Raw genomic sequence first — 13,821 nt, forward strand, 5'->3', positions numbered from 1 at the left:
AGAGCGCCTCAGGAAGGAACACGAGGGAGCGGACATGAATATGCATGCAGGAAGCAGGATGTTGATTTTCGGCGGCGGCGCGCTAGGGGAGTGGGCGATTCCGCATATCGGGGAAGGAGATGTGCTTGTAGGAGCAGATCAAGGTGCCTGGTTTCTAGTCTCGCACGGGTATCGTCCGCACTTGGCTATGGGGGACTTTGATTCCGTGACTGCGGAGCAAAAAAAGCACATCCAGCAGATGGCAGGGGAATTCCGTGATTGCGATCCGATCATGAAGGATTACACCGATTCTGAATTAGCCTATATGTGGGCACTGCAGCAGCGGCCAGCCGAAATTGTGCTGCTCGGCATGACCGGCACCCGGTTGGACCATACACTGGCGAACGTGCAGCTTCTGCGGCAAGGTCTGGCAGCAGGCGTCCGCACGGTGCTTCGGAATGAGCACAACCGGATTGAATTGACAAACGGCCGGCTGGAACTGACGGATGAAGGGTTTTCCTATATTTCTCTGCTGCCGCTCACCATTGAAGTCCAGGGCATAACGCTAGAGGGCTTTCAATATCCGCTGCGCGACGCAGTATTGACGATGGGGCAATCACTTGCTGTAAGCAACAAGCTCGTTGCCCCCGCTGCCGCGGTCACGGTGCGCTCCGGAGAGCTTCTGGTCATACAAAGCCGCGATTAGACAGAGGCGAAGGCGCGAATCAGACCAGGGACTGCCGATAGGCTGGACACTGTCTCGAATACGCCGGAGGGGGTTGCTTGTACATCTACGACGTTGTATTGCCATTCTTGCTCCGCCGGAATAAATACGGCATGGATGCCGTTTTCCAACGCGGGTACGATATCGGTGCGCAGTGAGTTGCCGACCATCCATGTACGGGAACGGAGCCATTTCTCCTGTTCAATGATCCGGTTCAGGAACTGGCTGTTCTTATGGGAGGCAACATGGATTCGATCGGCAAAGAAAGCCTCCAATCCCAACTGATGCACTTTGCGAAGTTGAACTTCCTCGACACCGCCGGTGTAGAGGACAAGCTCGTGTCCGTCTTTCTGCAAGGCTTCCAGCGTCTCAATCATGCTGGGATACGGTTCGATCGGCATATCGTAGACAGACTTGGCCAGCTGACGGTACTGCTCCTCCATGTCTGCTTCCGGATTTGTCCCGGCTTTGCGGCAAAAATAGCGGTATGTATCGACAAAGGACTCGGGGAAATGCTCGGTCGTAAAGCCGTTGATGTGCACAGAAGCCAGATCGAGCTCCAATTGCTTCTCCTTCACTTCATCGCTTGTGCAGAAATGCGGAAAGCGCTCGGCCAAATCCTCGGCCAATTGTTCGATAATTCGGAAAAAGTATTTGTTGCAGTGAACGAGTGTATCGTCCAAGTCGAACAGGATGGTTTGCTCGTTTATCATATCCTTCACTCCTTTCATTAGTTGATGGAAAGCACTATGGCAAGCAGTCTCATTGTACCCAATTTGGACTGGCGGAATCAATATTTTTGTAGCACCCGCCGGAATGTTAGAGTATAATTGATAGAAACTGGCTTATTTATGAAATGAGGGGGCCTCATTCTGGACGTACATACATTGGCGAGCTCTCAATCGAGCATTTGGAACGGCAAGCTTCCAGATGAACATCCTTTCGTCTATGACGGCTCTCACACCGCATTTGCATAGGACACGCATAAAAATGTGATCAACTTTCGACAGATGCTCTTCGCGCAATGCGGCCGGCACCGGCACACCGTTGAAGGGCAAGGAATCGAATTCTGCTCGCCTACTAGCACTTGGTTATTCTTTTTACTCACTTATATAAATATATTTAGCAGCAGTAGGAAAGGAGTTTGCGAAAATGGCACAACAGCTTCCTAAGGTGAACGAACTTGGATTTTTTGAAATTCGCCTGGAATCGATCGGCGGTTTGGGGGCCAACCTCGCCGGCAAGATGCTGGCGGAAGCCGGGGTAATGGGCGCCGGATTTAACGGTGTGAGCTTTTCATCCTACGGCTCAGAGAAAAAAGGTTCGCCGGTTAAAGCCCACATTCGTTTTTGCGACCTGCAAACGAACATTCGGGATACCTCACCAGTTGAACGGCCGCATGTTGTGGGGATATTCCACGAAAACCTCTCCAAGACGGTCAATGTAGTCAGCGGAATCTACGAAGACAGCACCGTATTGGTTAATTCCTCGAAGGACCCTGAAAGCTTGAAGGAAAAGATGAACCTGGTTGGCGGCACGATTGCCGTAATCGATGCGACGAACATTGCGTTGGAAGAAAACAACCGTGTCAATATGGCGATGCTCGGTGCGCTTTTCCGCCTCTGTGACTTTCTTGACCCCCAAATTATGAAAGACGTAATCCGCAAATCGCTCGAGAAGAAATATCCGCAAGCCGTTGCGCCGGCAATTCGCACCTTCGAACGCGGCTACGAAGAAGTGAGGTTTCAAACATTTGCGCTTCCTGAGGGAGTGGAAATGCCTGCGTTCGTGCGCCAGGATACCCCCATTCTTGGCTACGAGACACAGCCAATCGGCGGGACAATTACGAACCCGGGGAACAGCATCCTGAAGGATTTAAGCATTTCCAGAAGCGGAATGATGCCAGATTTCGACGAGGAAAAATGCATCCACTGCGCGGCGTGTGACAATGTTTGCCCCGATTTCTGCTTTGTATGGGAGGAAGGCGCGGACAAGAAGGGACGGCCGCAAATGTTTCTGCAGGGGATCGATTACCAATATTGCAAGGGCTGCTTGAAGTGCGTGCAGGCATGTCCGACGGAAGCACTTTCCGACCTTCGCGAAACCGAAGGCTATGCCGATCAGAAGCGTGTGCCTCATCGCCACAATCTGGCTGCAGGCGTGTAGGGAAAAACTTTACGAAAGGCAGGGAACTATGCTATGGCAATTGAGATTCAGAAGGACAGCCGCTTAGGCAAGGTAGAACAGCGGATCGTATACGAATCGGGCAATGAAATGGCGGCATACGCAGCCCATCAGATCAATTATCACATTATGGGTTATTTTCCGATTTCTCCGTCAACGGAAGTTGCGCAATTTCTGGATTTGATGAAAGCGAACGGCCAGCATGACATCAAGCTTATTCCGGCGGACGGCGAGCATGGCTCCGCAGGCATCTGCTACGGCGCTTCCACGGCAGGAGGCCGTGTGTTCAACGCAACAAGCGCGAACGGCTATCTGTACATGCTGGAGCAAATGCCGGTACAATCGGGAACCCGCTTCCCCATGGTCATGAATTTGGTGTGCCGCTCTGTCTCCGGTCCGCTCGATATTCATGGCGATCATTCGGACCTGTATTACGCTTTGAACACGGGATGGCCTATTCTGATGAGCCGCGACCCGCAAGCGGTCTATGACATGAATATCATGGCGCTGAAACTGGCGGAGGATCCGGAAGTCCGCTTGCCGGTGCTGGTTACCCAGGACGGCTACTTCACTTCACACCAGAAGCGTCGCGTTATGACAATTTCCAAGCGCGAAGATGTGCTGAAGTTCATTGGCGAGAAGCCGCCGCAAGGCTTCCCAGACACGCTGGACCGCAACAACCCGATTACGGTTGGTCCATACATGAATGAACCGGACTATATTAATAACTGTTATCAGCAATCGATGGCGATGTATAAGGCGGAGGAAGTTTACGATCGTATTCGCAAGGAGTATGCGGAATTGACCGGACGCGACTATCCGATCCTCGACCTGTATCGGATGGAGGATGCCGAGGTAGCGGTCTTCTTGATGAACTCCGCATCAGAGATCATTAAGGATGTCGTGGATCAGCTTCGCGAGAAGGGCATCAAGGCTGGCTCGATCGCGCCGAATATGATTCGGCCTTTCCCGGCGAAGGCGATTGCCGAAGCATTGAAACATGTCAAAGCGATCACCGTTGGGGACCGAGCCGATTCCTATGGCGGACATGGCGGCAACATGGTGAATGAAATCAAAGCCGCGTTATATACCCATAACGTAAAGTCGCCGCTTGTGATTAGCCGGGTGTATGGGCTTGGCGGCAAAGATTTCTATGCGGAAGACGGCCATGCATTGTTTGAGCTGGCAATCGATGCAATGAACAAGGGCTACGTAGAGAAGCCGTTCGACTACCACGGCCACACGCCAGGCGATCCTGCGAAGAAGCCGCAGCGCGTGCTGGAGCCAATGAAATACGAAGACTTGAAAACTGGCTTGATTACGGTAACTCCAGATGAAGAAACCGGCAAGCTGAAGGTCAAGATTCCGCCGCTCCGGGCGCTGACGAAGAAGCCGAAGCGGATTGCCCCAGGGCACGGAGCCTGCCCGGGATGCGGTATTTTCTCCGGATTGGAGCTGTTTTTCAAGGGCATTGAGGGCGACATTGTCGCATTGTTCCACACGGGCTGCGCGATGGTTGTCACCACCGGCTATCCTTACTCCGCGCATAAGGCAACTTATATTCATAACTTGTTCCAGAACGGCGCAGCGACGCTTTCCGGTGTCGTAGAGATGTTCTGGCAGCGCAAGGCGCGGGGCGAGCTGGATCATCTTGGCCTGCAGGATGATTTCACCTTTGTTATGATTACCGGCGATGGCGGCATGGACATCGGAATGGGTCCGGCTATCGGCGCAGCGCTCCGCAATCACAAAATGATTATTCTGGAATACGACAATGAAGGCTACATGAACACAGGCGCACAGCTTTCCTATTCCACGCCAATGGGACACAGGACGTCTACGTCCAATGTGGGCAAGTTCCAGGGTGGAAAGGTATTCCATCATAAGGACACTGCGCAAATTATGGCAGCGACCAACATTTCGTACGTATTTACCGGTTCGGAATCGAATCCTCAGGACTTGCTGAAGAAAGCGGCGAAAGCGCAATGGTATGCGCAAAACGTCGGTCTTGTCTATGGCAAAATCCTGATTACGTGTCCGCTTAACTGGTTGTCCGATGACAAAGAAGGGACCTCGATTGTAAATGCAGCCGTGGATTCCTGCTTCTTCCCGCTGTATGAGATTGAGCAAGGGGTAACAACAATCACCTATAATCCGGAAGAGAAGGGCAAGCGCATTCCGCTTTCCGAATGGCTGAAGATGATGGGCAAGACGAAGCATCTTGGCAAGCCGGAGTATGAAGAAACGTTGAAAGCATTCCAGGCAGAAGTGGACCGCAGATGGACACAACTGAAAGCCAAACACGAACACCCTGCCTTGTAAAGGACGAATGACGATGCCCTATGTGTTGCATAATCAGTCCAGCGGAGAATTGCACGCATGCATGCAAGTCAATCACTACGATCTGGGCTACTACGGAGTAAAGGCATGGGAAACGAAGGAACAGGCTGAGGCGGAATGTGCAGACTTGCTGCGAGAGGGGCACTTAACCGGTGACTGGCAGGTGCTGCAAGTAGAAGAACAAACGTTGAAGCTCAGCAATGTAAAGCTTAAGAACAATCCGGCCTACGTTGTATTCTGGTCAGATCAGTCTCTTCGCGTGAGCAGAAGAGAGACAAACGAATTGTGACAAGCAGCTTCAGACGTCGCTTTATTCCCGTCTAACCTCGGGGATCAAGCGGCGTTTGTTTGTTTTTTCACCCATTTCAGAAATTGAAGATTAAGCAGCAGCACAACTAAATATACAGGACTTGAATAGATCAGCTTCCATTCATTATAGGTAAACACATGAGCGGTGGAAGCGAGTTTTTCCAACCCGGTAATGGCCGCTGTAAATCCGAATATCAATAGGACGCGCATGTGCCGCGATTGGGTCAAATGTTGATGCAGAATCAAAAACAGGTAGACTGGCGGGGGATATACGGCGAAATAAAGAAAAAGATCCATAAATTCAACTTTGGGCGAATCCATGACGTCGTAGAAATCAAATGGCTTGTCCGCGATCACATGATCGACGACTACTGCCAACGTAAAGTTAAACAACCAGATCATCGTACCATGAATCCAATTTACATACCGTCTTACAGCGCGCAGCATGGCCACGTTCACGAGAGCCGCGCAAATTACAAACCAATCGTTCGTATCAATGGGCATTAGAGGAATCATAACCGCTCATGTCCTTCCATCAGGAATCGGTCGATCAGTTGGGTACAAGCATATGCAAGCAAGAGAACGACTAACCAATAGGAGTATGATGCATCTCTGGACCAAGAGCGGAACTCGACAATGTTCCAATTATGGAACCATTCGAAAAGCTGGGAGAACAGACTGATCCAGAGGAGTCCAGCTGCGGTTTGCATCCATAGGCGCCTATTGATGTTCCATATATAGAATAAGGCGATTATAGCGGCCGGAACGATCACGATAACAAATAATTTGCCGAACCACTGTATGGGATGCGTTTCCCTAAAAACAAGCCATTCCGTATTCAAGCTAATTGCATAAAATGCCATATGGCTAACGGAGATTGCAACAAACACATAAGCGGTCCACCGTAATTTCCACATAGAATTGCACGTCCATTTCCATTCGGGGATTGGCTGCTGATTCGTAACCACTATTCTGACACGAAATGGTTGGCATTATTCTGCATAGGCTCCCATCCGAGTGAATGAAGAATTCCCCAAAAAGGTGTTCAAGGATTGGAAAGTGTATTATGATTAAAGGTAGTGTAAAGGCTCTCAAGACGGTAACTGGAAACCATATTGCGGGGTGGATACAAGCGTGAATGCGGAAACTCTATGGAAACAGATGGAAGAAGCGGCTACGGAAGAAGAAAAACTGACCCTCGGAGGGATTGTAGCCAAGGAAGGCTATACGTTATTTTATGAATGGCTGGAAAGTTTTAAGGACAAGATCAAGCATTACGAGGAAGCGGAAGCAGAACATATTTCGCGGCTGTTGAAACTTGCGGAAGAGGTCATCCCCAATCCTGGATTGATCAGTCCTTCCTGGTCACATATATGGGAACAGCTGCAGCGCATGATCGCAGCGAAGAATGAAGTGTTGAAACAAGTGCCGCAGACTGAGCGGAATGGAGAGTGGCAGGTTATCCTGGACAACCCCTACAGCAATGATCCCATTGTCTGCTATCCGCATCTATCCTTCATGGAAGGCGCCTATTTATATGGGTATTTCCGTGCGGATCTCCTGAAAAATGAGTATGTGCGCCTGCAAAAGATCATGACGCTGATTCAGAGTGAAAATTGATGTTCACCACCGACGAATTGTGACAGCATTTGCAGGGCATTTGCCATATACTTAGATGGATTATGCGTTGAAGGAGTTTTTGGGGAACATGAGACCTTCCTATGCAACAAGAAACAGCAAGGCACTAAAAGAAGAAATTGAGAGCTTGCGGCAAGAGCTGGTCCGGTCCGTTCATACGAACGGCAGTTTTGTACATGAACAAGTGCTGCACATCAGCCAGCAGCTGGACAAGCTGATTTTCGAGTTGCAAAGACATAAACAGAAAAAAACTAACTAAGCGTCACGCGTGTCCAATCCGTCTAAGCTATCGAAAACGTATATTGAAGGGTGTCAACAAGCATGAAGCGCTTGACGGCAGCCTTTTTTTCATTGCTTCCTTATGCTTGGCATATCCAAGATTTTATGTATTCTCCAGCTCCCAAAGGTTTAAGTATTGCCTCTAAGGGAGAAAATAACAGCATGAAGAGATAGGAATGGAGGATGAAACATGAAGCGATGGATAGGAGCTGGAACGGTTTTGTTCATGGCTCTGGCCATTTGGACGTGGCTTGGTCAGCATGAGGAAAAAGCGACCTGGAACGAAGCAGAGGAAGCGGCGGCATCCGGCGAAGCCGTACATGTAGCCTTGCTGAATCAAAAAGGAGAACAGATTGGCAATATTCACTTGAGGCAAATGGAGGAAGGTCTGGAAATTCAATTAAAAGCAGATCGTTTGCCTGCCGGGGAGCATGCGCTGCATGTGCATGAGCGCGGGGTGTGTGAGACACCGGATTTTCAGTCAGCCGGCGAGCATTATAATCCGACCAAGAGCAAGCATGGTTTTCTGAACAAGGACGGTCCGCATGCCGGGGATTTGCCCAATATTACGGTCGATGCGGGAGGACAGGCAAATGCGAAGTTTATCACGAATCGCCTGACAATCGATCCCCGTGCAAAAACGACGCTGTTTAGCAAATCTGGCACGGCCTTTGTCATCCACGAGAAAGCGGACGATTATTTCACTGAGCCGGCAGGCGATGCAGGAGCACGCATTGCGTGCGGTGTCATTGCTGAACCGAAATAATGGCTGCTTCAACAACCGTGTCTGGATATAGGGTGATGATAGGCCCCCTTATCCGAGGCGCGGTTGTGATGTTTTTGCAGCCGTTGCTGCAGCATTTCGATGAATTGGCGGTCAGCAGCGGCTTCAGATTGATTGTTGGCCAATTTGCCGGCTTCCGGATTTTCCTTTGGAATCGTGCTCATCGAAAGACGCATCAGCACGTAGACGATCACAAACAGGCCGAAGGACAGAAGGGTGCAGAGCATAAATACAGCCCGCATCCAACTGATCGATATGTTCCACGCAGCAGCGGCTTCAGCGCAAACGCCCAACAACCATTTACGGGCAGGGCGTTTCTGATTGACAGCAGACGGAGTGTGTTGCATGCATTCACATCCTTCCCCAACATCCTCATTGAAACGGTTAGTTTTATTGTAATGGATCTTGACATGTTTCTGTACAGACTGCAGAAGGTTTCTGCTGCCCGACTATGGTCTAGGAAATTTCGGTCCAGAGGCGGATTGTCATTCGGGCAACAGATGCTGTCCATTGCATGAGGGACAAACCAGGTGCGCATGCTAGATACCAAACGAGAAGGAAGGATGATGATTTGGAGATGGCTACATCAACTCAGTCGCAGCCCCAGACCGTTATGCCTCCGCAGCATCAGAATCAGCAGCCGGGGATCGAATCCCGGATGCATCCGCGGCCCGAATTCGAGGACAAGCAGTATAAAGCGGCCGGCAAGCTGAAGGATAAAGTCGCGATCATAACCGGTGGGGACAGCGGGATTGGTCGGGCAATCGCGGTTGCATATGCAAAAGAAGGGGCAGATGTCGTGATTGCATATTTGGACGAGCATGGGGATGCGGAGGAGACGAAGCGGCAGGTGGAGCAGGAACAGCGGAAATGCCTGGCCGTACAAGGTGATATTGGGGATGAGGATGTTTGCCGTCATATCGTTGAACAAGCGCTAGGCAAATTCGGAAAATTGGATATTCTTGTGAACAACGCCGCGGAACAGCATCCGCAAAAAAGCATTGCCGATATTAGCAGGCAGCAGCTGGAGCGAACTTTTCGCACTAATGTGTTCGCGATGTTCAGCTTGACCCAAGCGGCACTGCCTCACCTTAAGCAAGGGAGCGCAATCATTAATACAGCTTCGATTACCGCCTACAAGGGAAGCGAACAGCTGGTTGATTATTCTGCTACGAAAGGGGCAATCGTCTCGTTTACTCGCTCCCTGGCCCTGCAGCTCGCGGGACAAGGAATTCGGGTCAACGGCGTAGCGCCAGGACCGATTTGGACACCGCTGATTCCATCTACATTCCCGGCGGACGCCGTTGCCAAATTTGGCGCGGATACGCCCATGAAAAGGCCCGGTCAACCGGATGAGCTTGCGCCAGCCTATGTGTATTTGGCCAGCAACGATTCCTCTTACATGACCGGCCAGATGCTGCATATTAATGGAGGGGATATCGTCAATGGCTAGACGACGGCGGGCTATTATGCCGCAGGCGGAAGAAGGGCTGCGGCAATTCAAGGGCGAGGTGATGCGCCAATACGGCTATGTCGTTCATCCGGAAAGACCGGATGCCGTCAAATTTGAGGTGGCGAGATCGCTGGGCGTTCCTATGCAAAGGGGATACAACGGCCATCTGACCTCAGAAGATGCAGGGCGTGTCGGCGGCAAAATCGGCGGGGCGATGGTCAGGGAAATGATTCGTCAGGCCCAGTCTGAATTGGCAAGAAAACACCAACCGGATTAGCTTGACAAAATTGTGACAATCTCATTGCCATGCTATGAAAGCATGCCAAAACCGGCTCCCGGGCAGGGGGTCGGTTTTGCTTTTGCCGTTGGAGCAAGGTATACTTTTAGTTTGAAATGTGAGGTGAGGCAAATGGATAAAATGCGTACATATGGGTTGGTCGGACTGCTGCTTCTTCTGGGTGCGGCGCTTGTAGGCTGCGGCAATGCAGACAATAATCACGCGGGACATGGAGGGCCTCCTACCGGAAGCATGATCGGGGTGGAGATCTCTATTGAACCGCAAGCAGCATCTGCCGGACAAGAGGTTGACTTGAAGGCGGCGGTCACGCAGGATGCGGAGCAGGTAGAAGATGCAGATGAAGTCATGTTCGAGGTGCGCCAATCAGGTTCCGATGATCGAGCTATGCTGATGGGGGAACATGCGGGCGAGGGGATGTACACGGTCACACATGTTTTTCCTGAGGCCGGCACGTACTTCGTTACGGCGCACGTGACAGCAAGAGGCATGCATAACATGCCTACGCTGGAAGTCGACATAGCCGAGTAACACAGGCCACTTGACAAGAAGGGATGGCTCTCGCGTCAAGCCAAGTTTGGCGCAAGAGACCGGTCCCTTTTTGTATGGAAAAGAAGCGCTGCCGCTAGTCATGGAAGCGGTTGCGATGTACAATAGAGCCATTAGGGAAAGGAGCAAAAGACTTATGGGGAAGACCAAGCATTCGGGGCCGGTACGTCTGCCTATGAAACCGGACCCCTCACTGTGGGCGGGAGCAGTACCGTTCGGATTAGGCGAGACCAAGCCCCGTCATCTTCGCGATACAGTCAAGGCGGCCTGGCAAAATCGGGATCGACTGGGCTATGCTTACCGCATTTTGACCGAAGGTGTTTGCGATGGTTGCGCGCTTGGCGTTGCAGGCCTGAAGGATCAGACGTTGAAAGGGCCTCATCTTTGCACGACCCGATTGAATGTGCTCCGGCTCAATACGATGCCGGAGATGAAAGAAGAATGGCTGCATGCGGATATAGACCAGCTGGAAAAGCTGAGCAGCGCCGAGCTGCGCGAGCTGGGACGCATTCCTTATCCGCTTCGGCGCAAGGCGGGAGAACGCCGATTTACGCGGATCAGCTGGGAGGAAGCAATGGAGCGAATAGCAGGAGCTATTCGGTCTTATGGTCCGAAGAGCACGGCGTTCTATTTAACGGCGCGCGGCATTACGAATGAGGTGTATTATACAGCAGCCAAAGCAGCGAGGCTGATCGGCACGAATCATATCGACAACGCCTCGCGTATTTGTCACGCCCCGTCCAAGACAGCGCTCAAGCGCTCGGTGGGCATAGCCGCTTCCAGCTGCTCCTACAAGGATTGGATCGGCACCGATGTGCTCGTATTTTGGGGCAGTGTAGCTGCGAATAATCAGCCGGTGTCCACTAAATATATGTACGCGGCCAAGAGAAAAGGCACCAGGATCATTGTGATTAATCCGTACAAGGAACCGGCCATGGAGAAGTATTGGGTGCCTTCGATTCCGGAATCTGCCTTGTTCGGCACCAAGCTTGCGGACGATTTTTATCAAGTCAATATCGGCGGAGATATTGCGCTCATGAACGGCATTATGAAACGATGGTTCGAAATGGAGCTGGAGCAAGCGGGAACCGCCATTGATTGGGCGTTCGTGGAGCAGCATACGGAAGGCATTGAGAAGCTTCGTGCTCATATTATGGAGCAGGATTGGGCGTTGCTCGAACAATCTTCCGGCTTGAGCCGGGAACGCATCAGCGAATTGGCGCACTTGCTTGCGCGCTCGCGCTCGGCTGTTTTTGTCTGGAGCATGGGATTGACCCAGCATCATTTCGGCACAGACAATATTTCGCAAGTAGCAAACCTGGCGCTGCTTCGCGGTTTTCTTGGTCGGGAGCACTGCGGGCTCATGCCGATTCGCGGACACAGCGGCGTCCAAGGAGCGGGAGAAATGGGGGCGGACCCGTATTCGCTTCCGGGCGGAGACTTTACTGAGGAGCATCGTACGCGCCTGGCTGCCCTATGGGGATTTGCTCTGCCGGAATGGCAGGGAGATCCCGTTGGGACCAGCTTGGAGCATGCCCTGCTGCCAGAAGACGACGAGCGCAAATTGCAGGTGCTGCATACCTCCGGGGGGAATTTTCTCGAAACGATGCCGAATCCGGAGTTTGCCCGCGCTTGTCTGGAGCAGGTGAGTGTGCGCGTGCATCAGGATATCGTGTTCAACCGTTCCACCTTGGTCGGGGCGAGAGAGGAAGTCATCGTGCTGCCGGCTATGACCCGTTATGAGCAGCCTGGAGGCGGAACGTCCACTTCGACAGAACGGATGGTGTATTTCTCGCCGGAAATTGAGGGCCACCGTGTACGGGAGGCTCGGGCAGAATGGAAAATTTACACAGATTTGGCTTCCCGCGTTGTACCGGAGAAGGCCCACCTGATCCACTTCGCAAACGCGCAGGAAATTCGGGATGAAATTGCGCAAGCTGTCCCTTATTATGACGGAATTCAGCATCTGCAGAGGCGCGGCGACTTCTTCCAATGGGGAGGAGCCTGGCTGTGCGAGGGCGGCATCTGCCCGACCGCTTCCGGCAAGGGGCAGCTGATTCCGATCACGCAGCCTGAGCTGCGCAAGCCTGAAGGGGAATTCTATGTGACGACACGCCGCGGCAAGCAGTTTAACTCGATGATTTATGGGGAGAAGGATCCATTCAATCAGGCGGGTCGCCACGATGTGCTGATGCATAAGCGTGACGCGCTTCAGCTGGGCCTGAAGGAGTGCGCGCCGATTACACTCTCGAACGCGCATGGAGAATTCAAAGGCTACGTCAAGCTGGCCGATGTCAAGCCGGGCAATTTGCAGGTGCACTGGCCGGAAGGCAACTGTCTGATGCCCAAAGGCGTATTCGAACGATATGCTGCCATTCCGGAGTACAATACCTTTGTCATGCTGCGTGTCCGTGAGGAGACAGATGGCTATGCATAAGCGGGAAGACTTGCCGGAGGACAGACACAAGGACCCCGGATCATCCAATGGATTGGCAAGCTGGCAAACGGTCAAATGGTCTGGACAGGCACATGCTTCCGCGGTGGAAATTATCGCCGAAGAGAAGGCGCTGACTCTGTATGTGAACGAGGAAGAATTTGCTACAGTGCTCTGCAGCCCGCTGGCTTTGGAGCCCTTGGTATACGGGTTTCTGGCTTCGGAAGGGGTTATCCGCACTGCCGGAGAAGTCAAACAGGTTCGCATCGATCCCGGGCGGGGAACGGCGCACATCTCGCTGCACGCTCCGCTTTCGCCGGACAAAAGAGCTACAAGCAAGCGCTTCGTCGGTTCTTGCTGCGGCAAAAGCCGGGAATTTTACTTCCAGCACGATGTCAGGACAGCCAAGACGTTCACCCGTCAGCTGAATCTATCCGCCGCGGCCTGCTACCGCCTGATGGAATGGCTGGAAGCGAATTCGAGCGGATTTGCGATGACAGGCGGTTTGCATAATGCCGGTCTGTGCACAGTGGAAAAGGGGTTGTTTGTGCACAGCGACATCGGCCGTCATAATGCGCTGGATAAAGTATTCGGAACTTGTCTGATGGAACAAATTCCAGCGGGAGACAAGATAATCGCGTTCAGCGGAAGATTGTCTTCCGAAGTGATTTTGAAGGCAGCCAAAATTGGCGTCGGCGCCATTATTTCGAGATCTGCGCCAACGGATCTGGCCCTGCGGCTGGCGAAAGATTTGGGCATGACTGCAGTCGGGTTCGCGCGCAGCGGACAGATGAATGCATACACGCACGGAGAACGCATTCAGGCAGATGTCGAGAGTAGGGAATAAGGGAAG

16 protein-coding genes are annotated in these 13,821 nt (G+C 52.1%); 13 read left to right on the plus strand and 3 right to left on the minus strand.

The features are described from left to right. The first annotated feature begins 34 nt into the window (after window positions 1-34). On the plus strand, window positions 35-685 hold the full coding sequence (locus XYCOK13_RS02635; protein ID WP_213410347.1) for a thiamine diphosphokinase: 651 nt from the start codon (window positions 35-37) through the stop codon (window positions 683-685). On the opposite strand, the gene XYCOK13_RS02640 is transcribed toward XYCOK13_RS02635, so the two are convergent. After that, on the minus strand, window positions 682-1,416 hold the full coding sequence (locus XYCOK13_RS02640) for an HAD family hydrolase (RefSeq protein WP_244864947.1): 735 nt from the start codon (window positions 1,414-1,416) through the stop codon (window positions 682-684). The two genes, XYCOK13_RS02635 and XYCOK13_RS02640, sit on opposite strands and share 4 nt — an antisense overlap. 439 nt (window positions 1,417-1,855) lie before the next feature. Between XYCOK13_RS02640 and XYCOK13_RS02645 the strand changes: the two genes are divergently transcribed. The 3 genes from XYCOK13_RS02645 to XYCOK13_RS02655 are packed head-to-tail and all read left to right on the plus strand — an operon-like array spanning window position 1,856 to window position 5,516. Then, window positions 1,856-2,869, plus strand: coding sequence for a 2-oxoacid:acceptor oxidoreductase family protein (locus XYCOK13_RS02645; protein WP_213410348.1), 1,014 nt, complete (start codon window positions 1,856-1,858; stop codon window positions 2,867-2,869). 33 nt (window positions 2,870-2,902) lie between these two features. Next, on the plus strand, window positions 2,903-5,209 hold the full coding sequence (locus XYCOK13_RS02650) for a thiamine pyrophosphate-dependent enzyme (RefSeq protein WP_213410349.1): 2,307 nt from the start codon (window positions 2,903-2,905) through the stop codon (window positions 5,207-5,209). A gap of 13 nt (window positions 5,210-5,222) precedes the next feature. Next, window positions 5,223-5,516: a hypothetical protein gene (locus tag XYCOK13_RS02655; RefSeq protein ID WP_213410350.1), complete on the plus strand. Its 294-nt coding sequence runs from the start codon at window positions 5,223-5,225 to the stop codon at window positions 5,514-5,516. A gap of 44 nt (window positions 5,517-5,560) precedes the next feature. Here XYCOK13_RS02655 and XYCOK13_RS02660 read toward each other — a convergent pair whose 3' ends face one another. Then, window positions 5,561-6,052 (minus strand): hypothetical protein, encoded by a 492-nt coding sequence (locus XYCOK13_RS02660; RefSeq protein WP_213410351.1) that lies wholly within the window; start codon window positions 6,050-6,052, stop codon window positions 5,561-5,563. A gap of 618 nt (window positions 6,053-6,670) precedes the next feature. Here XYCOK13_RS02660 and XYCOK13_RS02665 point away from each other — a divergent pair. The 4 genes from XYCOK13_RS02665 (at window position 6,671) to XYCOK13_RS02675 (ending at window position 8,219) form a co-directional block, all read left to right on the plus strand. Next, complete coding sequence (locus XYCOK13_RS02665; protein ID WP_213410352.1) at window positions 6,671-7,156, plus strand: hypothetical protein; 486 nt, start codon at window positions 6,671-6,673, stop codon at window positions 7,154-7,156. Between the two features lie 88 nt (window positions 7,157-7,244). Beyond that, window positions 7,245-7,433 carry an aspartyl-phosphate phosphatase Spo0E family protein gene (locus XYCOK13_RS02670; protein WP_213410353.1) on the plus strand — a complete coding sequence of 63 codons (189 nt, stop codon included), beginning with the start codon at window positions 7,245-7,247 and terminating at the stop codon, window positions 7,431-7,433. Between the two features lie 62 nt (window positions 7,434-7,495). Then, window positions 7,496-7,627, plus strand: a complete 132-nt coding sequence (locus tag XYCOK13_RS22110) for a hypothetical protein (protein ID WP_280520866.1) — start codon at window positions 7,496-7,498, stop codon at window positions 7,625-7,627. 16 nt (window positions 7,628-7,643) lie between these two features. Next, complete coding sequence (locus XYCOK13_RS02675; protein ID WP_213410354.1) at window positions 7,644-8,219, plus strand: superoxide dismutase family protein; 576 nt, start codon at window positions 7,644-7,646, stop codon at window positions 8,217-8,219. Between the two features lie 8 nt (window positions 8,220-8,227). Here XYCOK13_RS02675 and XYCOK13_RS02680 read toward each other — a convergent pair whose 3' ends face one another. Beyond that, the gene (locus XYCOK13_RS02680; RefSeq protein ID WP_213410355.1) at window positions 8,228-8,584 is read right to left on the minus strand and encodes a PspC domain-containing protein; all 357 of its coding nucleotides are present in this window, start codon (window positions 8,582-8,584) and stop codon (window positions 8,228-8,230) included. Between the two features lie 230 nt (window positions 8,585-8,814). Here XYCOK13_RS02680 and XYCOK13_RS02685 point away from each other — a divergent pair, with 230 nt between their 5' ends. The 5 genes from XYCOK13_RS02685 to fdhD all read left to right on the plus strand — a co-directional run bounded on the left by XYCOK13_RS02685 (window position 8,815) and on the right by fdhD (window position 13,815). After that, the gene (locus XYCOK13_RS02685; RefSeq protein WP_213410356.1) at window positions 8,815-9,690 is read left to right on the plus strand and encodes an SDR family oxidoreductase; all 876 of its coding nucleotides are present in this window, start codon (window positions 8,815-8,817) and stop codon (window positions 9,688-9,690) included. Next, window positions 9,683-9,967 carry an alpha/beta-type small acid-soluble spore protein gene (locus tag XYCOK13_RS02690; protein ID WP_213410357.1) on the plus strand — a complete coding sequence of 95 codons (285 nt, stop codon included), beginning with the start codon at window positions 9,683-9,685 and terminating at the stop codon, window positions 9,965-9,967. Before XYCOK13_RS02685 ends, XYCOK13_RS02690 begins: the two co-directional genes overlap by 8 nt. A 132-nt stretch (window positions 9,968-10,099) precedes the next feature. Beyond that, window positions 10,100-10,516: a FixH family protein gene (locus XYCOK13_RS02695; RefSeq protein ID WP_213410358.1), complete on the plus strand. Its 417-nt coding sequence runs from the start codon at window positions 10,100-10,102 to the stop codon at window positions 10,514-10,516. A gap of 154 nt (window positions 10,517-10,670) precedes the next feature. Continuing rightward, window positions 10,671-12,971: an FdhF/YdeP family oxidoreductase gene (locus tag XYCOK13_RS02700; protein WP_213410359.1), complete on the plus strand. Its 2,301-nt coding sequence runs from the start codon at window positions 10,671-10,673 to the stop codon at window positions 12,969-12,971. Next, the gene (gene fdhD / locus XYCOK13_RS02705; protein WP_213410360.1) at window positions 12,964-13,815 is read left to right on the plus strand and encodes a formate dehydrogenase accessory sulfurtransferase FdhD; all 852 of its coding nucleotides are present in this window, start codon (window positions 12,964-12,966) and stop codon (window positions 13,813-13,815) included. Before XYCOK13_RS02700 ends, fdhD begins: the two co-directional genes overlap by 8 nt. The last annotated feature ends 6 nt before the right edge of the window (window positions 13,816-13,821 follow it).

Origin of the sequence: Xylanibacillus composti, assembly GCF_018403685.1 — a bacterium.
Lineage (GTDB): Bacteria > Bacillota > Bacilli > Paenibacillales > K13 > Xylanibacillus > Xylanibacillus composti.